The 17532-nt window shown below is 69.2% G+C and carries 18 protein-coding genes and 2 pseudogenes; 12 read left to right on the forward strand and 8 right to left on the reverse strand.

Going from position 1 to position 17532, the window contains the following annotated elements; translation table 11 throughout:
• Positions 1-575 precede the first annotated feature (575 nt).
• Positions 576-914, forward strand: a complete 339-nt coding sequence (locus tag NAM01S_RS10090) for a histone-like nucleoid-structuring protein Lsr2 (RefSeq protein WP_067782923.1) — start codon at positions 576-578, stop codon at positions 912-914.
• A 122-nt stretch (positions 915-1036) separates the two neighbouring features.
• On the opposite strand, the gene NAM01S_RS10095 is transcribed toward NAM01S_RS10090, so the two are convergent.
• The 5 genes from NAM01S_RS10095 to NAM01S_RS10115 all read right to left on the reverse strand — a co-directional run bounded on the left by NAM01S_RS10095 (position 1037) and on the right by NAM01S_RS10115 (position 4688).
• A complete protein-coding gene (locus tag NAM01S_RS10095) occupies positions 1037-1279 on the reverse strand; it encodes an ATP-grasp domain-containing protein (protein ID WP_067782926.1) in 243 nt (80 codons plus the stop codon).
• Positions 1276-1746 (reverse strand): GNAT family N-acetyltransferase, encoded by a 471-nt coding sequence (locus tag NAM01S_RS10100; protein WP_067783012.1) that lies wholly within the window; start codon positions 1744-1746, stop codon positions 1276-1278. Before NAM01S_RS10100 ends, NAM01S_RS10095 begins: the two co-directional genes overlap by 4 nt.
• 31 nt (positions 1747-1777) lie before the next feature.
• Positions 1778-3100, reverse strand: a complete 1323-nt coding sequence (locus NAM01S_RS10105; RefSeq protein ID WP_218018370.1) for a DJ-1/PfpI family protein — start codon at positions 3098-3100, stop codon at positions 1778-1780.
• Entirely contained in the window at positions 3097-4035 is a 939-nt protein-coding gene (locus tag NAM01S_RS10110) for a GlxA family transcriptional regulator (RefSeq protein WP_067782932.1), read from the reverse strand. Before NAM01S_RS10110 ends, NAM01S_RS10105 begins: the two co-directional genes overlap by 4 nt.
• An 89-nt stretch (positions 4036-4124) precedes the next feature.
• Positions 4125-4688, reverse strand: coding sequence for a PadR family transcriptional regulator (locus NAM01S_RS10115; RefSeq protein WP_067782935.1), 564 nt, complete (start codon positions 4686-4688; stop codon positions 4125-4127).
• 125 nt (positions 4689-4813) lie between these two features.
• On the opposite strand from NAM01S_RS10115, the gene NAM01S_RS10120 reads away from it, so the two are divergent.
• From NAM01S_RS10120 to NAM01S_RS10135, 5 genes and pseudogenes are all read left to right on the forward strand, one after another.
• The gene (locus NAM01S_RS10120) at positions 4814-5230 is read left to right on the forward strand and encodes a nuclear transport factor 2 family protein (RefSeq protein WP_067783014.1); all 417 of its coding nucleotides are present in this window, start codon (positions 4814-4816) and stop codon (positions 5228-5230) included.
• On the forward strand, positions 5227-6714 hold the full coding sequence (locus tag NAM01S_RS10125; RefSeq protein ID WP_067782937.1) for a phytoene desaturase family protein: 1488 nt from the start codon (positions 5227-5229) through the stop codon (positions 6712-6714). Before NAM01S_RS10120 ends, NAM01S_RS10125 begins: the two co-directional genes overlap by 4 nt.
• A pseudogene (locus tag NAM01S_RS37230) lies at positions 6602-7087 on the forward strand (hypothetical protein); the annotation flags it as partial. The gene NAM01S_RS10125 and the pseudogene NAM01S_RS37230, both read left to right, overlap by 113 nt.
• Positions 7088-7192: 105 nt before the next feature.
• Positions 7193-7864 (forward strand): annotated as a pseudogene (locus NAM01S_RS37235) (flavin reductase family protein); the annotation flags it as partial.
• A 95-nt stretch (positions 7865-7959) separates the two neighbouring features.
• The gene (locus NAM01S_RS10135; protein WP_067782942.1) at positions 7960-8670 is read left to right on the forward strand and encodes an alpha/beta fold hydrolase; all 711 of its coding nucleotides are present in this window, start codon (positions 7960-7962) and stop codon (positions 8668-8670) included.
• Here NAM01S_RS10135 and NAM01S_RS36460 read toward each other — a convergent pair.
• Positions 8667-9065: a PucR family transcriptional regulator gene (locus NAM01S_RS36460; RefSeq protein WP_084482770.1), complete on the reverse strand. Its 399-nt coding sequence runs from the start codon at positions 9063-9065 to the stop codon at positions 8667-8669. The two genes, NAM01S_RS10135 and NAM01S_RS36460, sit on opposite strands and share 4 nt — an antisense overlap.
• Between NAM01S_RS36460 and NAM01S_RS10145 the strand changes: the two genes are divergently transcribed.
• The 5 genes from NAM01S_RS10145 to NAM01S_RS10165 all read left to right on the forward strand — a co-directional run bounded on the left by NAM01S_RS10145 (position 9005) and on the right by NAM01S_RS10165 (position 15291).
• Positions 9005-9871, forward strand: coding sequence for an AraC family transcriptional regulator (locus NAM01S_RS10145; RefSeq protein WP_067782949.1), 867 nt, complete (start codon positions 9005-9007; stop codon positions 9869-9871). The genes NAM01S_RS36460 and NAM01S_RS10145 overlap by 61 nt on opposite strands.
• 123 nt (positions 9872-9994) lie before the next feature.
• Positions 9995-11005, forward strand: a complete 1011-nt coding sequence (locus NAM01S_RS10150; RefSeq protein WP_084482764.1) for an alpha/beta hydrolase — start codon at positions 9995-9997, stop codon at positions 11003-11005.
• Positions 11002-12810 carry an ABC transporter ATP-binding protein gene (locus tag NAM01S_RS10155; protein ID WP_067782953.1) on the forward strand — a complete coding sequence of 603 codons (1809 nt, stop codon included), beginning with the start codon at positions 11002-11004 and terminating at the stop codon, positions 12808-12810. Before NAM01S_RS10150 ends, NAM01S_RS10155 begins: the two co-directional genes overlap by 4 nt.
• Positions 12807-14522 carry an ABC transporter ATP-binding protein gene (locus NAM01S_RS10160; protein ID WP_067783018.1) on the forward strand — a complete coding sequence of 572 codons (1716 nt, stop codon included), beginning with the start codon at positions 12807-12809 and terminating at the stop codon, positions 14520-14522. Before NAM01S_RS10155 ends, NAM01S_RS10160 begins: the two co-directional genes overlap by 4 nt.
• 19 nt (positions 14523-14541) lie before the next feature.
• Positions 14542-15291 (forward strand): SDR family oxidoreductase, encoded by a 750-nt coding sequence (locus tag NAM01S_RS10165; protein ID WP_097244172.1) that lies wholly within the window; start codon positions 14542-14544, stop codon positions 15289-15291.
• A 28-nt stretch (positions 15292-15319) separates the two neighbouring features.
• Here NAM01S_RS10165 and NAM01S_RS10170 read toward each other — a convergent pair whose 3' ends face one another.
• Positions 15320-16066 (reverse strand): universal stress protein, encoded by a 747-nt coding sequence (locus tag NAM01S_RS10170; RefSeq protein WP_067782956.1) that lies wholly within the window; start codon positions 16064-16066, stop codon positions 15320-15322.
• A 277-nt stretch (positions 16067-16343) separates the two neighbouring features.
• On the opposite strand from NAM01S_RS10170, the gene NAM01S_RS10175 reads away from it, so the two are divergent.
• Positions 16344-17009 (forward strand): maleylpyruvate isomerase family mycothiol-dependent enzyme, encoded by a 666-nt coding sequence (locus tag NAM01S_RS10175; protein WP_067782959.1) that lies wholly within the window; start codon positions 16344-16346, stop codon positions 17007-17009.
• A 5-nt stretch (positions 17010-17014) separates the two neighbouring features.
• Here NAM01S_RS10175 and NAM01S_RS10180 read toward each other — a convergent pair whose 3' ends face one another.
• Entirely contained in the window at positions 17015-17524 is a 510-nt protein-coding gene (locus tag NAM01S_RS10180; RefSeq protein WP_067782962.1) for a pyridoxamine 5'-phosphate oxidase family protein, read from the reverse strand.
• Positions 17525-17532 lie beyond the last annotated feature (8 nt).

Consider the following 17532-nt stretch of genomic DNA (forward strand, 5'->3'; position numbering starts at 1 on the left):
CCGAATGCCCGCGGAGCGGCGAACGGTGAGCGGGCGCGAGTCGAACACCGGCGCGTCGAAGCCCGTGAAAGACGATGTATTTCGGTTGTCCCTTACCGGTGAGACGGTGGAGTGCGGTCATGCGGGTAGCTTCCCGGCCGGTCAACCGCTGCGCCCGCCTCTTAGGGTGAACCGTCGATCGGGACCCGCACCGAGACCCGGCTCTACGGGCTTGCACACTCCTGGGAGCGGCTGCACACGGGCCGACCCAGCGCTCGTCCTGGGGGCCCGCGAAACCCGCTGTCCCACTGCGGCGGACCGGTGAGCCCAGCCGTCTACACTCGCTTCCCGTCACGTGGTTCACCGACTCGCGCACGCCCGTGCTCTATCACCCTTCTCGTCGGTGACGCGGTGCCGCCGGGTTCCGAGCCACTGCGTGCGGCCTCGATTCTGCGCAGCGGAAGAACGCGCGTAGCATCCTGCGTCTGGATGAGGGGTTCCGGAACAGCGGCGGTTACGTCCTGTCTGGTTTGCGTTGCTTTCCCGATTCGTCAGGGGACGGTCGGTCGGTTCAATGAGTTGGGAGTGGATGTTCGGTGGCACGCAAAGTGGTAGTCACGGTTGTCGATGATTACGACGGTCGCTCGCCCGCGGTGGAGACGGTGTCGTTCGGCATGGACGGTGTCGGTTACGAGATCGACCTGTCGGAGGAGAACGCGGCCCGCCTGCGGGAGGTGTTCGCGGAATGGACGCCGTTCGGCAGGCAAGTCGGCCGGGTCGGGCGTCGCCGCAGCAAGCCCGTCGAGCCGAGCGGTGTCCGTAAGCCGGAGGCGGGTGTGGTCCGGAAGTGGGCCAGGGCGAACGGTTTCGAAGTTCCCAGCCGCGGCCGGGTTCCGTCGGAGGTCGTCGCGGCGTACGAGAAGGCCGCTTCATAGGTCGCTAGGCGAGTCCGCCCTCCGCGGGTCGCCGCGGAGGGCAGGCCCCGTCAGCGGTGGGCGGCCGGTGCCGGTGACGTCCCCGCTCAGCGCCTTTCGTTGGTCGAGCGGGTTCGCAAGATTCAGCCGCTCGCGGTTTCGACCAACTCACTCCACCGCCGCAGCACCAGCTCGGTGTACCGGTCCGCGTCGATGTCGTAGGCGCCGAGCGCGTAGCCGTCGCTGGCCTCGACAAGCGCCGTCTCGCCGTTCGCCAGCACGCCGAAGTCGATGCCGTACGCGCTCGGCGCCGCCCCGGAACGGTGGTGTGCCGCGACCGCGGACTCGACCACGCCCATGCCCGGCGCCCACGAAATCGCGCTCACCAGCGCAGGACGGCCTCGGTTTCGTCGTCGACCAACTCGCCGGTGGGTTCGAAGCCGAGCGCGCGGTAGAAGCCTTCCGGGCTGCCGGGGCCGAGGCCGTAGCTGGTGTAGAGGGTGTTGGTGCCGCGCGCTTTCAAGTGCGCCACCAAACCCTCGATCGCACGGCGGCCATACCCTTTGCCCTGGTGCGGCCCCGCGATCATGAAGCGCCACAACGAAACACCGGGTTCGTCCGGGTCCATACCGAGGTCGAGCATCAGGAAGCCGACGGGCTCGTCACCGACGTAGACACCGCGAAACCAAGCGGCATCCGCGAAGTGCGCCTCGGCGATCGATACGCCGTTGTCGGCCACCATCTTCCGCTGCTCCGGAGACAGCGTCTCACTGAGTTTGCACACTTCGTACACGGTCTCCGCGGTGATTCTGCGCAGTTCCACGGTTCGCTCGACAACAGCTGATGCACTCACCCGCCCTTCGTACCCGACCACGCACGCGCGTTCAACGGAATTTGCGAACCACCCGAGGTGTCCGGCGCGCTGATCTATCTCGAGCCGATCCACGAGGTCGGTGATCGCGGGGACGTCCTTCCGGGCGAACGTCGCCCTTCGGACATATCGCGATACGTATCAACGTGGGTACGATGCCGACGGCGATCGACGTCAACAGCGTCAACGCGGCCAGAACCGTTGGGCGCCAGGGCCATAGGGCACCGTCGAGCCGTAGGTGACCGGCGGGGTACTCGGTGAACTTCGCGGCGACCCTGGCGGTGGCGCGGTCGGTGTGCGCCGCGAGGTCCCGCAGTGGCGGATCGAAGGCGAATTCACCCGGGCGGCGACCTGCTCCGGGGCGGATTTCCCTATCGACTCGCGCGGCGGTCTGCGCGAAGAGGGTGAGACCGTGTCGCGAGGTGACGTGCGGTGTGTCGCCCACCGGGACGAGGTGCGCGGCGAACGAGCTGCCCGCGTAGACCTCCACCGCCGCCGCCAGGTCCAGTTCGCCGACGCCGTTGCCGAGACGGACCCCGATCCGCGGTTGGAGGTACGGAAACGCCGCATTGAGGACATAGGGCAGGTCGGACAGTCGTCTGCCGTGCGCCGGAATATCGGTCGTCCCGTCCGGCGTCCAGCCGGGGTAGGCCACCTCCGCCCCGATCCGAGCGGCCTCCGGGCGGCCCGCGAGACGTTCGACGACCTTCAGCGCGCCGACGACGCCGGAGGTGACGCCCGCGGTGCTGATGATGTTCGCGTCCTCGACGTAGCGTTTTCCCGCCACCCACCGAGTGTCGGGGTACGCGTCGGCGAGGCCGTCGATCGCGTCCCAGAACGAGGTCGCGGTGCGATCGCGCAGCACCCCGCTCGCGGCGGCGAGCTTCGCGCCCGCGCAGACGCTCAAGACCAGCGCGCCCCGACCGGCCCGGTTCGAAATATATTGGCGCGCAGCGGTTTCCTCGGCATCTGCGACGGCTGGTACGACGACGACATCGGCGGGTGGTGCGTCGTCGAACGTGCGGTCGGCCACGATCGTCAACCCGCCGGACAGCGCGACCGGCGCGCGATGCGCCGCCACGGTGAACACGGTGAACCCCGTCGACCGCGCGAACACCTCGAACGGCGCCAGCGCGTCGGCCGCGACGGAACCGTGGTGTCCCAGCACGATCGCGACATTGATCCGGCCTTCGGGGAGCGGGCGCGGCGGTGGAACCTGCCCGGGAGCGACGGTGTAGTTGCGGGACATCGAGATACCGACGCCGATCGCGCACACGCCCGCGAAGGTCGCTGCGGCGAGGACGATTCCGAGCACGACTGTCAGCCCTCTCCTCATCGCCGCGCCGCCGGAGTAGTGCCGAATCGGGCCGCGTACAACCGGCGCAGGTGCCGCGCGTCGCCGAACCCGCACCGCGCGGCGACGGCTTGCACCGTCAGATCCGTCTGCTCGAGCAGGTTTTCGGCCAGTTCCAGCCGCAGCCGCTGCCGATATTCCAACGGAGTGATCCCGATGGTGGATTTGAACGCACGGCTGAGCCCGCGCGGCGAAAGGTGGGCGATGGCAGCGAGTTCGGCGAGGGTGTGGCGGGAGTCGAGATTCTGGGCAAGATGATCCTGCACGCGGTGCACGGCTTCGTTCAGGTGTGCCCGATCCCGCAGAAACGGGCTGAGCTGGGCGTGGCCGCCGTCGCGCCGAAGGTAGACGACCAGTTGGCGTGCCACGGCCGCCGCCAGCGCCGCGCCGTGGTCACGTTCGACAAGGGACAAAGCCAGATCGATCCCGGAAGCGATTCCCGCGCTCGTGCTCACCGGCCCGTCGTGCACGTAAAGAACCGAATCCGCCACGCGCGCAGCGGGATAACGCGCACGCATCGCGTCGAGCAGCTCCCAGTGGGTCGTACACTGGCGCCCGTTCAGCAATCCCGCATCACCGAGCGCCACCGCACCGCTGCACACCGAAGCGAACCGCGCACCCGCCTGCGCCTGCGCACGCAACCAGTCGACGACCTCGCGCGGAACCGGTAGCCGGTCGCTTCGAAGGCGCGGGCCCGGAATCAGAACCAGATCTCCCGGCGCGGTGCTCGGTAGCGGCGCCAGGTCCGACAGAACCACACCCTGGGCGGATCGCACGCGCGAATCGGCGCCGACGTGCTCGATGCGGTACGCGCCGCCCAGTGCCCTCGCCGCGTCGAAGACCTGCACCGGACCGGCGAGGTCGAGCAAATTCACCTCGGGTAGGACGACGACGACCACTCTGCGTGCTGGGCTCACGCACCCAACCTAAGCGGGACGACCTGCGCTGACGAGGACGTGGAGAGCCGGACGGCGGACGGATCTGGCACTACTGATCCGGCTCGCGCTCAAGCGTGCGCGGCGATCCTCTTGTCGATCACGGACAGCGCGAACTCGCCCCAGCGAATGTTCTCCTGCTCGAAGGAGATTCCACGCAACAGCGTGAGGTAGGGCCCGACCCGCTCGGCCTCCTCCAGGTACGCCTGCTCGCTGCGGCCGGCCAGCAGGCGGGTGCGCAGCCGCTCGTACCGGGCCAGCTTGGCTTTCGACCACTCCAGCTTGTCCAGGACGGCGGCGCGCACGGCGGGGGCGTCCTCGAGGTCCATGCCCTGCACCTTCACCATCATCTCGTCGCGAATGGCGGTGGGTTTGGCGGGCGCCGCGATGAATTCGCGCAAGACCGCTCGTCCGGCCGGGGTGATGGCGTGCAGGCGCTTGTTGGGACGACGTTCCTGCTGCACGACCCGGGTTTCGATGAGGCCGTCGGCTGCCATGCGCTCTAGTTCCTTGTACAGCTGCTGCGGCGTCGCCATCCAGAAGTTGGCCACCGAGGCATCGAAGCCCTTGGCCAGGTCGTAGCCGGAGGCCTCGCCTTCCAGCAGGGCCGCGAGTACCGCGTGTCGTAGCGCCATCCACCCAAGATACCAGCAGGCGCGACTAAGCAATTTATTTACTAAGCAACTATGGACAGTATCGCACGGAATCGCTATCGTCCTTGGACGTAGTACTCAACTAGTTGCATATGAAAGGCGGGGACATGCATCCCTTCCGGGCAGCCGTGGAGGCTCGCGACGAGGCCGCCATCGAGGCGCTGCTGGCCGACAATGTCGTGTTCACCAGTCCGGTGGCGTTCAAGCCGTATCCGGGCAAGGCGATCACCGCGGCCATCCTGCGCGCGGTGATCCGAGTCTTCGAGGACTTCCGATACGTCCGCGAGATCGCCGACGCCGACGGGCGCGACCACGCCTTCGTGTTCGAGGCCACGGTCGACGGCAAGCAGCTGACCGGCTGCGACTTCCTGCACTTCGACGCGGACGGGAAGATCGACGACTTCATGGTGATGGTGCGCCCGCTCTCCGCCGCGCAGGCCCTGGCCGCGCGGATGGGGGAGCAGTTCGAGCGCATCCAGTCCGAGGCCGCCGCGCAAATCCAGCGAGAGGCGACAGGCGCATGACCGACTACGACGCCATCGTCATCGGCGCGGGCAATGCCGGTCTGACCGCCGCGGCGACCCTGCAACGCGCGGGCGCGCGTACCCTGCTGCTGGAACGTCACAACATTCCAGGCGGCTGCGGCACATCGTTCCGCCGCGGCCGGTTCGAGTTCGAGGTGGCGCTGCACCAGCTGTCCGGCGTCGGCGTCGAGGGACAGCCGATCTCGTTGCGCGAGGGGTTGTTCCAGCAACTCGGCATCGCCGACAAGCTGGAGTTCGTCCAGGAACACGACCTCTACCGGGCGGTGATTCCGGGGCAGCTGGATCTGACCCTGCCCGCCGACTGGGATGCCGCGATCGACGCGATCGAGGCGGAGTTTCCCGGCAACCGCGATCGGACGGCGAAGTTCTTCGAACTGCTGAAGCAGGTGACCTTCTGGCAGATAGCCGCCATGCGCGGCATGCCGGTCGAGCAGATCGACCCGGTGCTGTTCGAGTACGGCTTGCGTCCGCTGAAGGACGTGCTCGACGAGCATTTCGACGACGACCGTATCAAGGCCGCGCTCGGCATGTACTGGACCTATCTCGGCCAGCCGCCGTCGAAACTGCGCTTCCAGGACCTGGCGCTGACGCTGTTCGCCTACTTCGAGTTCAAGCCGTGGCACGTGCGCGGCGGCTCGCAAGCGATGTCCACCGCCATCCTGGACACCTTCCTCGCCGCGGGCGGCGAAGTGCGGTTCAACACCGGTGTGGCGGCGATTCTCACCGCGGGCGGCCGGGTGCTCGGCGTGCGGCTCGACGACGGTACCGAAGTGACCGCGCCCGACGTCGTCTCGAATGCCTCGCTGCCCACCACGTACGGAATGCTCGAGGGCATCGACGTGCCCGCCGCGGTCCGAGAAGACCTGGCGACCAGGCGAATCGGCGTCTCCGGGTTCGTGCTGCACATGGGTCTGGACGCCACGCCCGCTGAGCTGGGCTTCACCACGAGCACCACCTTCGTCAACAGGGACGCCGACGACGATCGCACCTACGACGCCTGGCGGTCGTTCGAGCCCGCGCGTGGAATCTGCGTCAGCTCTTACGATGTCGCGCCGATCGGCTTCGCGCCGTCCGGCGCCACCCACGTCAGCCTGATGACGCTGCAATACGCCGACATCTGGAAGAACGTCGCCCCTTCGGAATACGCGCGCACCAAGTTCGCCTACGCCGAGACTCTGCTCGACCTGTGCGAGACCATCACCCCCGGCATCCGCGACGCCATCGAGGAGGTCGACGTCGCGACGCCGTTGACGATGATGCGCTACCTCGGCCATCCCGGCGGCGCGATCTACGGCTACGACCAGGACGCCACCGAAGGCTGGCTGTTCCGCGACAGCGAACGCCGAACCCATGTTCCCGGGCTGCATCTGGCCGGTTCCTGGGCCGGTATCGGCGGTTTCCAACCCACACTCGAGGCGGGCGCCCGCGTCGCCCGTCGCCTGCTGCGCACCAAAGCCGCCTGAACGGAGCACCCTCGTGAAACACCCTCTGGCAGAACGATTCGACGGCGCGAGCGAGATCCTCGCCGAGATCGACTCCCGCATCTCCGACACCCGCGATCACCTCGCGGAAACCCGCGCCACCGTCGACGCCCATCACCCCAAGCGGCTGCGGCTCGCGGTCACCGAGATCGTCGACGAGACCCCAACCACCAAGACTTTTCGGCTGGCGGGTCTCGATCGGGCCGCGCTGCCGCCGTTTCTGGCCGGTCAGTACGTCAACCTCTTCGTCGACGGCACCAGCCGCCCATTCGCCATCTCCTCGAGCCCCACCCGGCTGGATCACTACGACCTCACGGTCCGCCGCGTCCCCGGCGGCCGCATCAGCAATCTGCTCGTCGACACCGTCGACGTCGGCCGGGTTCTCACCACCACAGGGCCGATGGGCACCTTCCACCACAACCCGCTCTTCCACGGTGACGATGTCGTATTCCTCGCGGGCGGTTCCGGTGTCGCGCCCGCCATGAGCATGATCCGCGAGATCTCCGAACTCGGCCTTGACCGCACCTTCCACCTGATCTACGGCTCTCGCGACGCCTCCGACGTGATCTTCCGCGACGAACTCGACGCGCTCGCCGCCGGGCATCCCGGCATCGACGTCGACCACGTCATCGCCGAGCCGGATGCCGAGTGGACCGGCGCCACCGGATTTCTCACCGCGGACACCATCCGCGCTCTCGCGGGCCCACTCGACAACCGCATGGTCTATGTCTGTGGCCCGCAAGCCCTCTACCCGTACGCCCTCACCCAGCTGACCGCGCTCGGTCAGCCGCGCAAGCGCATCCGCTTCGAGGCCAACGGCGCCCCGAACGACCCCACCGCGCAACCACATTGGCCCGCCGAGGTGGATCCGACTGGCGAGGTCACCGTGACCGTCGGGAGTGTGTCCTTCCGTACACCCCGCAATCGTCCGCTGCTGGATGCGTTGGAGGACAACAACCTCCGTCCCGAGGCCGCCTGCCGCTCGGGCGAATGCAGCCTGTGCCGGGTGCGCGTCGTGAAAGGTCGCGTGCACACCGCGGAGGAAGCCGAACTCCGCCTGTCCGACGCCCAGTTCGACTACACCCACTCCTGCGTCGCCTACCCGATCAGCGACGTGGAACTCGACCTGTAACCTCCACCGCCTGAGCTCGGTGAGCTAGTGCGCGCTGGCGGCCTCGCTCGGACGGCGATAAGGTCGCGAGGCCGATGCAGCTGTAGGGGGGCGAAATGCGATCGATGAGGGTGCCGGGGGACGACGGGGCCTTGCTGCACGTTGGGGTCACGGGGCGTGGGCCGGATGTCGTGGTGCTGTCCGGTGGGCCGGGTTGCGTCCACTACCTGGAGGACGACGCGCTGGCGCCGCGCGGGATGCGGGCGTGGTATCCGGAACCCAGAGGGGTTGGGCGTTCCGAGGGCGGACCGCACGATCTCGCTCAGGCGGTCGCGGATATCGAAGCGGTGCGGCGGGCCGCCGGTGCCGAAAGTTGGGTGGTGCTCGGCCATTCCTGGGGCTCGGATCTGGCGGTGCGCTACGCGCTGGATCATCCGGAGCGAGTTCGGGCCGTGGTCGGCGTCGCGGGGCGCGGGTTGCACAAGGACCGCACGTGGTCCCAAGCGTACGAGTCCTTGCGGCACCTGGAATCCGATATCGAAATCGACTGGGATCCAGGCGTTCACGCCGCACTGGGGGCGTCGTTCGTGGAGTGGATCCACGAACCGGATCTGCTGCGCAGGCTGGCCGACTCCGATGTCGCCATGACGTTCATCGCCGCGCAGCACGACATTCGGCCGTCGTGGCCGCTGCGGCAGCTCGCTGCCTTGGTCCCGCGCGGCAAGTTCGAGGAACTGCCGGGCGTCGCGCACAACCTGTGGTCGACCGATCCGGGCGTGTGGGTCGATGCCGTCACGCGGGCCTGTCGCGCGGAAGGCTTCCGCTAAGGGGTCGCGGTGGGGTCGGGGTTCATGAGGCGGGCCGCGCGGAGGGCGATGTACAGCTCGGCGGCCGCTTTGGGGTCGGCGCAGCGGCGGTTGGTGAGGTTCTCGATGCGGCGGAGGCGGTTGTGGATCGTGTTGCGGTGGAAGTGGAGTCGGCGGGCGACCTCGAGGTTCGAGCCCGCGCATTCGAACCACAATTCGAGCGTGTCGAGCAGTTCGTCGCGCGACGAAACACACCGAGAACCTCTACCGCAAGCTCGGCGTGCACGATCGCGTCGCGGCCCTGCGCAAGGCCCACTATCTCGGTCTCGTCCCGCCGCCCTCGTAACATGGCGGCATGCGCCCTGTCGATCCCGTTCGTGACGCCGCGGCCTTGTGGGACATCGCGACTCCGTCACCGCGCGGCCGTATGGCGGGGGTCAGCATGGCCGGTTTCCGCGGCCGCACCAAAAACCCCGTCGATATGCAGGTGGTCCCGTACCCGTCGCTCACGGTGGCCATCGACTTCGGTGACGGCTTGCTCATCGACGAGGCCAGTGGCAGGCGGTTCAGCGGCGGTATCGTCACCGGCCTCGCGCCCGGCAGCGTTCGAGTGGGCGGGCGCGATATCGACTGCCTGCAGATACGGCTGTCGCCTTCGGTCGCGCACGCGGTGCTCGGCGCCGCTTCGGAGTTGAGTGGGACGGTGGTCGGTCTCGAAGAGCTGTGGGGCCCCGACGCCGGGCGAATCCTGGAGCAACTGCACGCGGCCAAGTCGTGGGAGGAGCGATTCGCGATCGCGGAGACCACCCTTCGACGGCGACACGGGCTCGGCCGAGTGGTCGACCCGCAGGTCGAATTCGCCTGGCGGCAAATGGTGTCGAGCCGTGGCCGGGTTCGGGTCGAGCGGCTGGCGGACGAGATCGGTTGGAGCCGTAAGCGGTTGTGGTCGCGGTTCCGGTCCCAGGTCGGTCTCACCCCCAAGCGCGCCGCCCAGCTGGTGCGTTTCGACCACGCGGTGCATCGCCTCGCCGCGGGACACAGCGCCGCTCTGGTGGCGGCGGAAAGCGGCTACGTCGATCAATCCCACCTTCATCGAGACGTCATGGCCTTTACCGGCGTTACGCCCACCGCCGTCGCGGTCGCGCCCTGGCTCGCGGTCGACGACGTCGCGTGGGCCGACCCCGATCGGATCGGGACTCGCGGCGCGGCTCCCAAGCGCTGACCAGAGCGGAACATTTCTCCAATACACGCGGCGGCGCGGCGGCGATGCTGGCAGTCGTACCCGGCGCGGGGTGCTGTCGAGCCGCGCGCCGGGACGGCAGGCGACCGCCCACTTGGAGGAAACATGAACGACGTCACCGGCACCGAACGGCTGCCACTGGGTGTCCGGCTGCTGCAGGCCCTGGGAAAGGCGCCCGACTGGTCGGCGATGACGGCCGAGAAGCTGGCCGCCTTCCGCGAGGCGGAGAACCGCAAGCGGTCGTCCCGAATCGCGCGGGTGATCACCGGATTTCCGGATCGCGGCGCCACGATCCGCTGGCGCGAGGTGCACTTGCCCGATCGCAGGCTGCCCGTCCGGGAGTACCGGCCGTCGTCCGTGGACGGCGCGCTGCCGCTCGTGCTACACGTGCACGGCGGCGGTTTCGTCGGCACGGCGGCCCAAAGCGACTGGGCGAACAGCTATTTCGCGGCGCGATTGCCCGCGGTCGTCGTCTCGGTCGAGCACCGGCTGCTCGCACCGGGCACGCCGCTGGCGGACGCTGTCGACGACGGCTGGGACGCGCTGCTGCACGTGGTGCGGCACGCCGCGGAGTGGGGCGTCGATCCCGCGCGGACCGCGGTCGTCGGTGATAGCACCGGTGGCCTGATCGCCGCGCTGGCCGCGATCCGGGCCGGAGAATCCGGCCTGGAACTCCAGGCACAGGTGTTGGTCAATCCCGTCACCGACACGACCGAGACGATGCTCGACTACGAGTCGATGACCCGGTACGCGGACAGCCCGACGCTGACCATGGCGCAGCTGCGGCTGTTCCACCGGTTGGCCGTGCCACCGGGGACGGATGCTCGCGCCGTGTCGCCGTTGCGCGCCGACGATCTGAGCGGGCTGGCTCCGGCGCTCGTCGTGGTGCCGACCCTCGACCCGTTGGCCGACCACGGCCGCCGCTACACCGAACGGCTGCTCGAGTCCGGCACCCGGGCGCGGCTCGTCGAACATCCCGGTGCGCCGCACGGATTCCTCGCGATGCCGGGCGTTGTGCCACAGGCCAAGGCGGCGCGCGCGGAGATCTTCGAGTTCCTCCGCGGTCGCCTCGCGGAATCGCGGCCGGTCGCGTCGCGGAAGACCGGCAAGCGATGACCACCACCGAAGTCGTCGAGACGAGGGAAAGGCCCGCGGCGGGACCGAGCATGGTTCGGCTGCTACGCCCGTACCTGGGCGGTTTCGCCGCCGTCGTGGTGCTTCAGGTCATCGGCGCCGTCGCCGGTTTGGCGCCGCTGCTCGCCGTCGCGGAACTGGGCCGAGTCCTGTTGTCGCCCGGCCCGATCGATCACGACCACGTCTGGATGGTGGTGATCGCGGGCGCGGCCGGTCTGCTGGTTCGGCTGCTGTGCACGGCCGCGTCGGCGGGAATCGGACATCTGCTCGACGACCGGGTGCAGCTGTCGTTTCGCAGGCAGTTGGCCGAGCGACTGGGCCGGGTACCGCTCGGCTGGTTCGCCCGGCGCCGGACCGGTGAGCTGGCCAAGGTGGTGGGGGAGGACGTCAGCGCCGTGCACCCGTTCATCGCCCACACTCCCGGCGAACTCGTCTCGGCCTTCGTGGTGCCGCTGGTGTCGCTGATCTATTTGTTCACCGTCGACTGGCGGCTCACGCTCATCACCCTCGTCCCGGTGCTGCTCGCGGTGGCGCTGGTCCCGCTCATGATGACCCCGACCCGGCTGCGCGAGCAGGCGGATTTCGACGCGGCGATGGGACGGATCGCGAGTTCGGTCGTCGAGTTCGTGCAGGGGATCGCGGTGGTCAAGGCGTTCGGCGGATCCGGGCGGGCACACCGCAAATTCGTCACGGCCGCAGACGATTTCGCCGACATCTTCCTGCGGATGGTGCGCGGGCTCGCCGGGGTCGCCGCCGGGATGCAGGTGGCGCTGTCGCCGCCGTTCGTGCTGCTCGTCGTGCTGATCGGCGGGACGGCACTGATCACCTCCGGTGGTATGGCCCCGGCCGATCTGCTTCCGTTCCTGCTGCTCGGACTAGGCCTGACCGCCCCGGTGGCGGCCCTCGGTCACGGTTTCGACGACATGCAGGCCGCCCGGCGCGCGGTCGACCGGATCAGGGACGTCCTCGCTGTGCCGTCGCTTCCGGAGCCCGCGCACCCCGTCGCCCCGCGGGGGCACCGGGTGGAACTGCGGGACATTCGATTCGGCTACGAAGACGGTCACGAGGTGCTGCGCGGGATCGACCTGGTGCTCGAGCCGGGGACGGTCACCGCGCTGGTCGGGCCGTCGGGAAGCGGGAAATCCACACTGGTGCAACTGTTGCCGCGGTTCTTCGACCCGGCCCACGGTTCGGTCCGCCTCGGCGGCGTCGATCTCCGCGACCTCGGCAGCCGGGAGCTCTACCGGACGGTCTCCTTCGTCTTCCAAGACGTTCGGCTGCTGCGCGCGTCGGTCGCGGACAACATCGCGCTGGCCGTGCCACATGCCGACCTCGACGACGTGGTGCGCGCCGCTCGGTTGGCGAACATTCACGAACGGATTCTCGAGCTGCCGCGCGGCTACGAAACCGTGCTCGGCGAAGACGCCGGACTGTCCGGCGGTGAGGCCCAACGCCTCTCGATCGCCAGGGCGCTGCTCGCCGACGCGCCCGTCCTCGTGCTCGACGAGGCGACCGCGTTCGCCGACCCGCACACCGAACAAGCCGTGCGCCAGGCCCTTTCGACGTGGCGCGGCGACCGGACGATCCTGGTCATCGCGCATCGTCTGGAGACGGTCGCCGACGCCGACACCGTCGTGGTGCTGGAGAACGGATCGATCGTCGAGCGCGGCGAACCCGCCGAGCTGCTGGCGCGCGACGGGAAGTTCGCCGCGCTCTGGCAATCCCAGCGCAGCGCCGCGCACGCGAACTCCGCAGACGAGACACCGCTAGGAGAGTGGCCCCGATGATTCGAATGCTGTTGCGGGTGCTCGGACCCGAGTACGCCCGGCCGGTGCGTCGCACCGTTGCCCTGATGACGACGACCGCGATCGTCGAGGGTCTGTCCTACGCGCTGCTGGTCCCGGTGCTGCGGGCCCTGTTCGGCGACACCCCGACGGACGCGTGGCCCTGGCTGATCGCGTTCGGCAGCGTGGTCGCGGTGTACGCGGTGCTGCGCTATGTCAGCGATCTGTCCGGTTTCCGCGGCGGGACCACGCTGTTGCGTGGCGTCTACCACCGGCTCGGCGATCATCTGGCCCGGCTGCCGATCGGCTGGTACACATCGGGCCGCGTCGGGGAGGTGTCGGTCCTGGCCAGTCGCGGTGTGCTGCAGGCGATGAGCGTCATCGCGCATCTGCTGGCGCCGCTGGTCTCCGCCGCGGTGACGCCGCTGACGATCGTCGTCGTGATGCTCGCCTTCGATTGGCGGCTGGGAGTGGCCGCGTTGGCGGCCGTACCGATCGTCGCGGCGACCCAGGTCTGGACCGGCCGCTCGACGGCCGCGGCCGATGCCGAGCGGCACGAACGCGACAAAGACGCGACTGGTCGCGTCATCGAATACCTCCAAGCCCAACCGGTTCTGCGCGCGGGCGGGCGGACCGTCGAACGCTTCGCGCTGCTCGACGACTCGCTGCGGGAAGTCGGGCGCGCGTCCCGCAGACAGACGCTGGCGACGCTGCCCGGCGTCGTGGGCATGGCGCTCGTGGTGCAGGCGATGTTCACCGCGCTGCTGGTGCTCGGCGCCTACCTCACGCTCGGCGGAAACATCGGCGCGGCAGAGGTTTTGACCATCCTGGTGCTCGCCGCCCGCTGCGCGGACCCGCTGCTGTCGCTGGCCGACATGGGCGGTCAACTGCGCAGCGCACGCGCCGAACTGAGCAGGCTCGAGACGGTCTTGCGCACCGAGCCGCTGCCGGAACCCGGCGAACCCGTTCGCCCGCGACGCCACGACCTCGAGTTCGACTCCGTCGCCTTCCGGCACGGCGACCGCACCGTATTCGACGACGTGTCGTTGACCCTGCCCGAGGGACAGCGGCTCGCCGTCGTCGGCCCGTCGGGCGCGGGCAAGAGCACGCTGCTGCAATTGCTCGCGCGGTTCTACGACGTGGACGCCGGTGCGGTGCGCGTCGGCGGGGTGGACGTGCGCGCGATCGACACCGAGGACCTGATGGCGCGGATCGCCATCGTCTTCCAGGACGTGTATCTCTTCGACGGCACGATCGAGGAGAACGTGCGCCTGGCCCGTCCCGACGCCGACGACGCCGAGGTGCGCGCGGCCGCGTCCGCGGCGCGGCTCGACGACGTCATCGAGCGACTGCCCGACGGCTGGGCCACCAACGTCGGCGAAGGCGGCGCTCTGCTGTCCGGCGGTGAACGCCAACGGGTCTCGATCGCCCGTGCCCTGCTGAAGAACGCGCCCATCGTCCTGCTGGACGAGGTCACCTCCGCGCTGGACCCGGTGAACGAGGCGGCCGTCCACGAGGGGATCGAGCGGCTGATGGCGGGGCGGACGGTGGTGATGGTCGCCCACCGCCTGCGGACCGTTCAACGCGCCGACCGTATCGTCTTCCTGGACGGCGGTCGGATCGTGGAGGACGGAAGCCACGAGGAACTGCTGCGGCGGGGCGGGCGCTACGCGGATTTCTGGGGAGTGTCGATGGCGCCGGTTGTGAGTGGTTGAGTCCGATTAGGAGGTATCCGTGGGGCGAGGGACGATCATCGTGACCGGAGGAAGTCGCGGCATCGGCGCGGCCACCGCGCGCAGACTCGCCCGCGAGGGGCATGCCATCCACCTGACCTACCGCACCGATGCCGAAGGCGCCGACGACGTGGTCGGCGCGATCGTCGCCGAGGGCGGACGTGCCAGGGCGACTCGCGCCGATCTGAGCAGCCCGGCCGATATCGACGCGCTCTTCGTCGCCGTCGACACGGGTCACGAGCCGCTCGTGGGGTTGGTGAACAACGCGGGGATGCTCGAAACCCAGTGCCGCGTGGGGGATCTCGATGCCGACCGGCTGCACCGCGTGATGGCGGTCAACGTCGTCGGCCCGATGCTGTGCGCGGCCGCGGCGGTCCGGCGGATGTCGCGCCGCTACGGCGGTGCGGGTGGTGCGATCGTCAACGTGTCGTCGGTCGCCGCCCGGCTCGGCGCGCCCGGCGAATACGTCGACTACGCCGCGAGCAAGGGCGCGATCGACACCTTCACGCGCGGTTTGGCGGCCGAGGTCGCGGGCGAAGGCATCCGCGTCAACGCGGTCCGCCCCGGCTACATTCGCACCGACATCCACGCACTCGGCGGTGACCCCGATCGTGTCGACCGCCTCGCCCCGACCCTGCCGATGGGCAGGGGCGGCGACCCGCACGAAGTCGCGGAGGCGATCGCGTGGCTGATGTCGGCGGCCGCCTCCTACACGACGGGCAGTTTCCTCGATCTCGCGGGCGGGCGCTGAGAACCCGCACGCGTGCCCGAGCAGGGTGTCAGTTCGGGTGGGCGACCAGCACCGGGCAATGGGCGTGCTGGACGAGGTGATTGCTGGTCGAGCCGAGCAGCAGTCCACGGAATCCGCCGCGTCCACGGCTGCCGACGACGACCAGCTGCGCGTTCTTGGACCATTCGATCAGCTGTTTGCGGGCCCCGGACAGATGGACCCGGCGGGTGACCGCGACGGTGGGGTATTTCTCCTGCCAGCCCGCCAGCCGTTCCGACAGCAACGCGTGTTCGGCGGTCTCCAGTTCGGCGATCGGGATCTGCAGATAGCTGGTCCCGGCGAACTGTCCTTCCGACAAATCGCTCCAGGCGTGCACGACCACCAGTTCGGCGCCGCGCGCACACGCCTCGTCGAACGCGGCCTCGATCGCGGGTTCGCCGACTGGGCTGCCGTCCACGCCGACCACCACCGGGCCGCCGCGCCGGACCTGCTGCTTCACGCCGTTGTGGCGCGCCACAACGATGCGCCCAGAGCCCTGACTGGCCACCGCAAGCAGCGTCGAGCCCAGATGGGCGAAGGAACCGACCCCGGGAGTCGCGCCCAATACGACCAGATGCGCCGTGGACGACAACTCGATGAGCAATTCGGCGGGATTGCGGTCGGACAGTTCGGTGGTGACCTCGAGATCCGGGTGCTCCTCGCGGGCGATCCGCTCCGCGCTCTCCAAAGCCTGGCGCCCGTGCTCGCGGAGGTGCTCGACGACCGAGGGCACCAGCACCTCGTAGGAGCCGAGCACCGCGCGGGTGGCGGCGAGATGCCTTTCGGTCAGGTCCGTGTGCCCCGCACATCGGGGCGGGCCGTCGCGGAAGCGCCGGTCCCGATGTCAGTATCGATCGGCTCGATCCGCCGACCCCAGGGCCGATGGACCCCGGTCGAAAGGCTCAATGGCACACGGTCGACCGATGAATTCTCCCGAGCCGGATCGTCTGCATCCGAGAACGACGACCCGCGCCGACCGGGACGCGGATCGACCAGCTCGCCGGCTCCGCCGGCCGCACACGAAGGGAAGACCGGTGTCGAAAGTTGTGTCTCGCGAGGACCTTTGGGCCATGGTGCACGCCGAGCGCGCCGCCTTGGCCGAGGATCTCGCCGCGCTGGACGACGAGCAGTGGGCCCAGCCCTCGCTGTGCGGAGAGTGGGTGGTCGAGGAGGTCGTCGCCCACCTCACCGCGGTGGCGAGCATCGGCCGCATCCGCTGGCTGATCAGTGTCGTCGGCGCCCGCTTCGACTTCGATCGGCACAACGCTCGGCGACTGGCCGAGCACCGCGGCGCGAACCCGGCCGAAACCCTCGAACGGTTCCGCGCGATCCGCACGAGCACCACGGGCCCGTCGGGGCATACCGCTGCCTGGCTCGGCGAGGTGATCGTCCACGCCCAGGACATCCGGCGTCCACTCGGACTGCCCCGCACACCCTCGATCGAGGCGTGCCTCGAAGTGGCTCGCTTCTTCGCCGCCCGCGACTTCGCCGTGCCGAGTCGCAGCATCATCGAGGGTCTTCGCCTCGAAGCGACCGACAGTGCCTTCGCCGTGGGCGCAGGCCCGCTGGTCCAGGGAACGACTCTCGCGCTGACCATGGCCATGGCGGGCAGGCACGCGTATTGCGACGACCTCGCCGGTTCCGGTCTGCCCACCCTGCGAGCCCGCTGTGCACCGCATCGGCCCGCCGAAGACTCGTAAGTCGACTACCCGTCGGCGGGCGTGCTGTCGGTGCGGTTGTCGACGAGTCTGATGCCGGAGACGAGCGTGGGCTCGATCTCGATCACGCCGTCCATCGGTGCGCCGATCCACGGCCGCAGGATTCGCTGGTAGCGGGCGGTGCGGGCGGGATCGGTCACCGGACGGGCGATCCCGGTCACCACCACCGACCAGCCGGTTCGGCGGTCGATGTCGATGTCGTCGGCCTCGTAGGCCACCACGACCTCGGATCGGCTCCGCACGGTGGCGGAGAACTGCGAGGCGAGCCGGGTACGCACGATGAGAAGACCGTCGTCGAGCAGATGGTTGACCGGGCGGATGGCGGGCAGCGCGTCGCGGGTGTAGACCACGCGCCCGAACGGCGCCCGCGCGAGCAGTGTCAACGCCTCCTCGCGCGTCAATTCGACCACGTCGCAGTCGGTTCGGGAGCCGCTCACCGTCGCGCGCCTTGCCCGATGTCGTGGCGACCGGCGGAGCGGGAACGCCGTTCGGCGCATCTCACCGT

The sequence above is a fragment of the Nocardia amikacinitolerans NBRC 108937 genome (genome assembly GCF_001612615.1).
Classification (GTDB): domain Bacteria; phylum Actinomycetota; class Actinomycetes; order Mycobacteriales; family Mycobacteriaceae; genus Nocardia; species Nocardia amikacinitolerans.

Coding starts and splice junctions, on each gene's coding strand:
- NAM01S_RS10155 (WP_067782953.1), top strand. CDS start 11,002: ATGACCACCACCGAAGTCGTCGAGACGAGGGAAAGGCCCGCGGCGGGA.
- NAM01S_RS10135 (WP_067782942.1), top strand. CDS start 7,960: ATGCGATCGATGAGGGTGCCGGGGGACGACGGGGCCTTGCTGCACGTT.
- NAM01S_RS10120 (WP_067783014.1), top strand. CDS start 4,814: ATGCATCCCTTCCGGGCAGCCGTGGAGGCTCGCGACGAGGCCGCCATC.
- NAM01S_RS10105 (WP_218018370.1), bottom strand. CDS start 3,100: ATGAGGAGAGGGCTGACAGTCGTGCTCGGAATCGTCCTCGCCGCAGCG.
- NAM01S_RS10115 (WP_067782935.1), bottom strand. CDS start 4,688: ATGGCGCTACGACACGCGGTACTCGCGGCCCTGCTGGAAGGCGAGGCC.
- NAM01S_RS10125 (WP_067782937.1), top strand. CDS start 5,227: ATGACCGACTACGACGCCATCGTCATCGGCGCGGGCAATGCCGGTCTG.
- NAM01S_RS10160 (WP_067783018.1), top strand. CDS start 12,807: ATGATTCGAATGCTGTTGCGGGTGCTCGGACCCGAGTACGCCCGGCCG.
- NAM01S_RS10180 (WP_067782962.1), bottom strand. CDS start 17,524: ATGCGCCGAACGGCGTTCCCGCTCCGCCGGTCGCCACGACATCGGGCA.
- NAM01S_RS10145 (WP_067782949.1), top strand. CDS start 9,005: ATGCGCCCTGTCGATCCCGTTCGTGACGCCGCGGCCTTGTGGGACATC.
- NAM01S_RS10150 (WP_084482764.1), top strand. CDS start 9,995: ATGAACGACGTCACCGGCACCGAACGGCTGCCACTGGGTGTCCGGCTG.